The sequence below is a fragment of the Streptomyces sp. NPDC001880 genome (assembly GCF_053594575.1).
This window is the reverse complement of record NZ_JBSFET010000076.1, coordinates 23,998-30,240: the sequence shown is the minus strand read 5'-3', so window position 1 is coordinate 30,240 and position 6,243 is coordinate 23,998. Positions and strand designations below refer to the sequence as shown.

Genomic DNA, 6,243 nt, shown 5'->3' with positions numbered 1-6,243 from the left:
AACACCACGCCCGAGACCGCGGCCGACGAGTTCGCCACCGAGATCGACGACGAGGACCTGGAGACCATCTCGGGTGGCCTCGAGCGCATCTGACGCCCATTACCCGGCCGGGCACCGACGCCTGCCGCCGGCGCTCGGCCGGCCCCACGCCTCCCTGTGTGGTTCGCGGCTAGATTGTACCGATCGGTATCCCGCCAGACACTCACAAGGAGGAATTATTGAGAGCTGAACTTGCTGCTATGAATATCCGTCAGAAGTCGCCTATTCCACTGTTCAGCCCTGCTGCGACCATCAGGGCCGAGTTGGTCGGCGAGTCAGTTCCATTTGCAGGTGAGGGGCCTACCAACGGCGGCGGCATTATTCTGCCAGGACAGACGAATGACATTTCAAAGTGGGTGACGAGGGAGCAGATGCGGAACGCCGTGAATCGCGGCGATCCCACCGCACTAAGGCTACCGGCGAACGGTTGCACTCCCCCACGGCCGAGGCGGCCTGTTTGCGGATCGACCAGCGAGTGAAGGGCTGGCCGAGTTCGGTGGGACGGGTAGTGGCCGTCTGAATGACGAATTCCTCGTTGTCAGGCTTGAGTAAGGGCTGTCCCGTAATCCCCGGTGGGTCAGCGCGCGGCGTCAGATGCGGTGCATCGCAAGGCGGAGGGATGTCCGCATACTGGATGTATGGGGACATCCCGACAACGCGGCGAGGTGCCGTAGCTGACGTCGCGCGCCCGCCGGGGATTACGGGACAGCCCTCAGGCGGGGACGGTCGCCCGCCCATTGAGGGGCCAAGCAGGCCAGGCCGATCTCGTTGAACCGGTGAATCACCTCCCGCACCGTGCCCTCGTCGGCCTGACCAGCTGGGCGATTACCGCGACTCGGTCCCCTCCGGCGGACGCCAGGACGTCAACCCGGGTGGTAATGGCCCACCTGGAACAGCCGTGGGCCACCTCCGGCCGGCTCAGCCGCGAGTCGTCATCACCAAGGAGACAGACACCGCCACCATCCCGCAGATGGCCAGGAACCCGCCGACGAAACGCAGGAAGCCCTCGGGCACGGCACGAGCTTTGGCCTGCTGTCGCGGGTTTCGCTCCAGGCCGTTCACGATGAGGGCGTGAATCCCGGCAGCTCCTCTTTCCGTGACAAGGGCTCCCCCCACAAAGATCACTACCACTCCCCAGACCAACAGGAACACACCGCCCGCAGCGGAGTCGTTCTGACTGGCGAGAAGGAGCATGCACGAATCCTTCACTGCCAGGGCCACAGGGTCAACACACTGCCGAGACACGTGGAGGCTGGGGGCGCCAGGCGGGGCCGCGCTCGATCTCCGTGCGCACTGGGTAGGAGCGGCCCTCCCCCGCCACGCCGTCCAGCTTCATCAACGGACCAGTCACGCTCCCGGGCCCGTGAATAGCGGACATTCGTAGACATGTGCCCACCGCCCTCGTTTCGGCGGCGCCTGATCGTCGTTCTCTTGGTGGCGTCGCGACGGCAGACTATGGAGGGTGGACTCTGACCTCTACCCTGATCTGGCTGCTGCGGGCAGCCTGGCCGCAGCGCTGGAACAGCTGGCGGCCGAACTCGGTGTCGACCTCACAGTGGTACCCGGCGGTTGGGGCCCACTCGTTTCGGCCGGCATCGCCTCGTCGGTCCCTGAGCGCAAGCCGCTATCCGTTCACATCGGGGCCGAGAGCCGCTGGTTCGGTGTATCCGGCTGGAGTCGCGGAGTCGAACTCATCACCGGAGCCACGCCCGACTTGGCGGAGGTCGTCAGGGCCGGGGCGGCGTGGGGGCGGGGAAGGAGCCTGCGGGAGCTGCGGGCGGAGCTGTCGTTTCTGAGCTCCAGCAAGCGTGCCGAAGCTCACGAACGCGGGCCGGCCGCGGTGGTGGAGCTGCAGTGGCGCACCATGCGGGAGCAGGCGGCCGAGGAACCGGATTTCACAGAGTTCGGCGAACTCGTGGAAGCGGCTCATGCCGAACCGCGGCTACGACAGCTCTATGTGTTCTCCAGCCACTGGACGCTCGGCTTCAGCTCCTGCACCGGATACCCGTTCCGCATTGAGGTGGCCATCGTCCCGTCACACAGTGGCAGCCCATTCCGCCTGAAGACGCATCCTCTCTCCGACGACGTTCTCGGCGAGGCCGCCACAGCCGAGGAAGCCGTCGCCCTGGCGGTGTGCTATCTCCCCACCGATCTCGGTCCTGCCGTCGCGGGAACCGCCGAACAGGATGGCTGAAGTGCGCGAACCATGTCACTGACCATCATCGATACCGTGGTCAGTTGACTTCCCATCAGGAGCTCGTGGACCGAAATCCAACTACCCACTCACAAGAGTGAACCGCGCCGCCGCTGTACCGGCACGACGGCGGACCCGACCGACCACCTCGCTCTTCCGGCCCCTGGGTGCGGTCCCAGTTGTAGCGGCAGCTCCGCGTCGATGAGCTTAACGAGAGCCGACGCATGGAGCGGGGGCGCAGCATGGCCGGCCCCCGCTCCGTGGCCGCGTGCTACGTTCGCGTCATCGGACGACCGGGGGCACGTGGTGACGGAAGCAGGCAAGCCGCAGCCGACAACGCGGGCGCGGCTACGGAGGCAGCCTCAGCAGGCACGCAGCCGGGCCCGGGTCGAGGCCATCCTCGCCGCGGCCGACCGGATCCTGTCTCAGGAGGGGTACGAGGCGCTGACGATGCGGCGGATCGCCGAGGAGGCGGGCGCGCCGGTCGGCAGCATCTACCAGTTCTACCCGGACAAGAGCGCCGTCGTGGACGCACTGGGCCAGCGGTACCTCGATGCCTTCAAGGCCGCCATCGACGAACTCGTCGAGCGTACCGTCGAGGGCGACCTGACCGACCCGGTCGGCATGATGGTCGGCATCTACGCCGAGCTCTTCCGGTCCCAGGCGGGCGGCACGGCTCTGTGGGCCGGGCGGCATCTCAGTCCCGAGCTCGCGCGGGCCGACGAGGCGAGCAACACACACATCGCCGAGGGCCTGCAGCGCATCGTGGAGCACCTGACCGGCGGGCCCGGCGGTCACCGGGCACAACGGGCAACGCGGATGGTGGTGTGGGCCGCCAACGCCGTGCTGCACGAAGTGTTCAAGAGCGACGGCGAGCCGGACCTGGAAACCGTGGACGAGCTCAAGCAGATGCTGAACGCCTACTGGGAGGACCTGCGCGGCCGGCTGACGGCCGCGGAAGGGTGAACCGAGGCGTTCAGCAGCTCGCCGGGCCTCGGGCCTCGGGGCCGGACTGTCGGGCCGACCCGTACCGCCGCGGACCGTGGGTCTCGGCCTCGACGCTCGCCCTGGCCAACGCTGCTACTGCCCGAGCAGCGCCCCCTCCCCCTACCCGCCGGTCAGGTCGTGGTCAGGCCAGACCCATAGAACGTGAACGATAGTTCATGTTACGGTGCGGCCCACCCTGGACGGCGTACCCCGGTCACGAACAGCCGCCCTCCAGGCTGCCGTTGGGGCGCGAAGAGCGACCGTCGGCAGAATTCCGGAGCTGCGCGCGGGCGGCCGAACCTGGGCGACTCGCGCATCACCAATGAAGGCAGGCGCCAGTGACGACGATCTCCACCGATGCCACCCGACTCCCCCGGCTCCCGGCCGACTTCGCCTGGGGCGCCTCGACCGCCGCGTACCAGATCGAGGGCGCCGCCGACGAGGACGGCAAGGGAGCGTCCATCTGGGACACCTTCGTACGGCGCCCCGGGGCCGTACGCGACGGCCACACCGGCGACATTGCCTGCGACCACCACCACAGATTCGACGAGGACGTCGCGCTGATGCGCCGACTCGGCCTCGACGCGTACCGCTTCTCGGTCGCCTGGCCTCGCATCCTGCCGACCGGCGCGGGCAAGGTCGAGCCGCGCGGACTGGACTTCTACGACCGCCTGGTCGACGCGCTGCTCGATGCCGGGATCCAGCCCACACCCACCCTGTTCCATTGGGACCTGCCACAGGCCCTGGAGGACGCGGGCGGCTGGCTGAACCGCGAGACCGCCTATCGGTTCGCCGAGTACGCGGCCGTGGTCGCGGAACGGCTGGGCGACCGGGTCAAGCGGTGGATCACCCTGAACGAGCCCTTCATCCACATGTCTTTCGGCTACGGCTTCGGCGTCCACGCCCCAGGCCGCGCACTGATGCTGGACGCACTGCCCGTCGCACATCACCAGCTGCTCGGCCATGGCCTCGCGACCGCGGCACTGCGGGCCACCGTTCCAGACGGGCAGATACTGATCGCCAACAACTGCACGCCCGTCCGTCTGCGCTCCGACGCCCAGCAGGACGAGGACGTGGCGGCGGCCTCTGCCTATGACACCCTGCACAACCGGCTCTTCAACGACCCTCTGCTGTTGGGGAATTATCCCGACCTTTCGGCCTACGGCATGACCGACCCGAGCTGGGGAGGAGTGGTGCGCGATGGCGATCTCGCCACGGTGGCCGCACCGCTGGACGGGCTGGGCGTCAACTACTACAACCCCACCTGGGTCACCGCTCCGGCCGATCCTGCCGCCGCGCTGCCCTTCGACCTGGCCGAGCCCACGGAGCCGTACGAGCGAACCGCGTTCGACTGGCCGGTGGTCCCCGATGGGCTCACGGAGCTGCTCACCGGCCTCAAGGCCCGCTACGGCAACGGCCTTCCACCGGTGTGGATCACCGAGAACGGCTGCTCGCAGCCGGCCGGGCTGCACGACCAGGCGCGCATCGAGTACCTCGCCGGGCACATCACCGCGGTCGCCCGCGCCGTGTCCCGCGGGGTGGACGTGCGCGGCTACTTCACCTGGTCGTTGCTCGACAACTTCGAGTGGGCCGAGGGCTATCACCAGCGCTTCGGTCTGGTCGAGGTCGACTTCACCACCCGACGTCGCACGCCCCGGGCGAGCTTCGAGTGGTACCGCGACCTGATCGCCTCCCAGCGGTCCTGAGCAACGGAGTCGTCATGTCCCACGCCTCCGCAGCGGACGACGCCGCCGTCTTCGCCGAGCCCACCGTCCCGGTCAGGGCCGGCTGGACGGTCAACCTCTCGCTGGCCACGCTCGCTGTCTTCATGGCGTTCATGACCCCCATTCAGATCCTGCTGCCACTCCAGTTGGAGCACATCGACCCGCACGGCAAGAACGATGCGCTCTCGCTCGTCACCGGCCTCGGCGCGCTCGTCGCGGTAGTGGCCAACCCGCTCGCCGGCGCATGGTCGGACCGCAGCACGAGCCGGTTCGGCCGCCGTCGGCCCTGGATTCTCGGCGGCGCCCTCGCCGGGGCAGGGGGGTTGTCGATCACCGCCACCCAGCACACCGTGACCGGGGTCGCCGTCGGCTGGTGCCTCGCGCAGGCAGGCCTGAACGCGATGCTGGCCGGGGTCACCACCCCGATCGCCGACCGTGTGCCGCTCACCCAACGCGCCCAGGTCTCCGGCTGGACCGGTCTCATGCAGTCCTTCGGCCTCGTCCTCGGCGCGCTGATCACCACACTGCTGATCACCGGTGTCCGCTCCGGCTACGCCACCCTCGCCGTGCTCACTGTCGCACTCTCCCTCCCCTTCGTGCTGCGCCACTCCGAGCCGCCCCTGCCCCGGGCGCTGCGCCCCGCCTTCGACGCCCGCGCCTTCGCCCGCTCGCTCTGGGTGAGTCCCCGGCAGCACCCCGACTTCGGCTGGTCCTGGCTCACCCGATTCCTGATCAACCTCGGCAACGCCCTCGGCACCCTCTACCTGTTCTACTTCCTCGCCGACGCCGTCCACTACGGCGACCCCGGTACCGGCGTACTCATCCTCACAGTGATCTACACCCTCTGCGCCGCACTCACGGCCATCCCCGCCGGTGTCCTGTCCGATCGCATTGGACGCCGCAAGGTCTTCGTCGTCCTCTGTTCGCTGGTCATGGCCGCAGCGGCACTGCTGCTCGCCCTGCTCCACACCTGGCCGTCCGCCCTCACCGCCGCGGCCATCCTCGGCGCGGGTTACGGCATCTACCTCGCCGTCGACCAGGCCCTGGTCACCCAAGTCCTGCCCGAGGCGGCCGACCGCGCCAAAGACCTCGGCGTCATCAACATTGCCAACTCCGGCCCGCAGGTCCTCGCTCCCGCCCTCGCCTCGCCGGTCATCACCCACCTCGGCGGCTACACCGGCCTCTACACCACCGCGGCCCTGGTCATCCTCATCGGCGGTCTCCTCGTCAACCGCATCCGCAACGTGGCCTGACGACGGCCGGACGGGCGGACCCGTCCGGCCGGGCCGCTCCGCTCTC

At 68.7% G+C, this 6,243-nt stretch carries 5 protein-coding genes and 2 pseudogenes; 4 read left to right on the top strand and 3 right to left on the bottom strand.

All coding sequences use genetic code 11. The annotated features are described in order from the left end of the window. Nucleotides 1-489 precede the first annotated feature (489 nt). From ACWCQ6_RS28375 to ACWCQ6_RS28365, 3 genes and pseudogenes are all read right to left on the bottom strand, one after another. Nucleotides 490-591 (bottom strand): annotated as a pseudogene (locus ACWCQ6_RS28375) (transposase); the annotation flags it as partial. Nucleotides 592-750: 159 nt separating this feature from the next. After that, nucleotides 751-901, bottom strand: a pseudogene (locus ACWCQ6_RS28370) (helix-turn-helix domain-containing protein); the annotation flags it as partial. 56 nt (nucleotides 902-957) lie between these two features. Then, complete coding sequence (locus ACWCQ6_RS28365) at nucleotides 958-1,233, bottom strand: hypothetical protein (RefSeq protein WP_451093911.1); 276 nt, start codon at nucleotides 1,231-1,233, stop codon at nucleotides 958-960. Between the two features lie 268 nt (nucleotides 1,234-1,501). Here ACWCQ6_RS28365 and ACWCQ6_RS28360 point away from each other — a divergent pair, with 268 nt between their 5' ends. From ACWCQ6_RS28360 to ACWCQ6_RS28345, 4 genes are all read left to right on the top strand, one after another. After that, the gene (locus ACWCQ6_RS28360) at nucleotides 1,502-2,233 is read left to right on the top strand and encodes a DUF6193 family natural product biosynthesis protein (protein ID WP_451093909.1); all 732 of its coding nucleotides are present in this window, start codon (nucleotides 1,502-1,504) and stop codon (nucleotides 2,231-2,233) included. 303 nt (nucleotides 2,234-2,536) lie between these two features. After that, the gene (locus ACWCQ6_RS28355) at nucleotides 2,537-3,199 is read left to right on the top strand and encodes a TetR/AcrR family transcriptional regulator (RefSeq protein ID WP_451093907.1); all 663 of its coding nucleotides are present in this window, start codon (nucleotides 2,537-2,539) and stop codon (nucleotides 3,197-3,199) included. A 368-nt stretch (nucleotides 3,200-3,567) separates the two neighbouring features. Then, nucleotides 3,568-4,926 (top strand): GH1 family beta-glucosidase, encoded by a 1,359-nt coding sequence (locus ACWCQ6_RS28350; protein WP_451093913.1) that lies wholly within the window; start codon nucleotides 3,568-3,570, stop codon nucleotides 4,924-4,926. A 14-nt stretch (nucleotides 4,927-4,940) separates the two neighbouring features. Further along, on the top strand, nucleotides 4,941-6,197 hold the full coding sequence (locus ACWCQ6_RS28345; RefSeq protein ID WP_451093905.1) for an MFS transporter: 1,257 nt from the start codon (nucleotides 4,941-4,943) through the stop codon (nucleotides 6,195-6,197). Nucleotides 6,198-6,243: the final 46 nt, after the last annotated feature.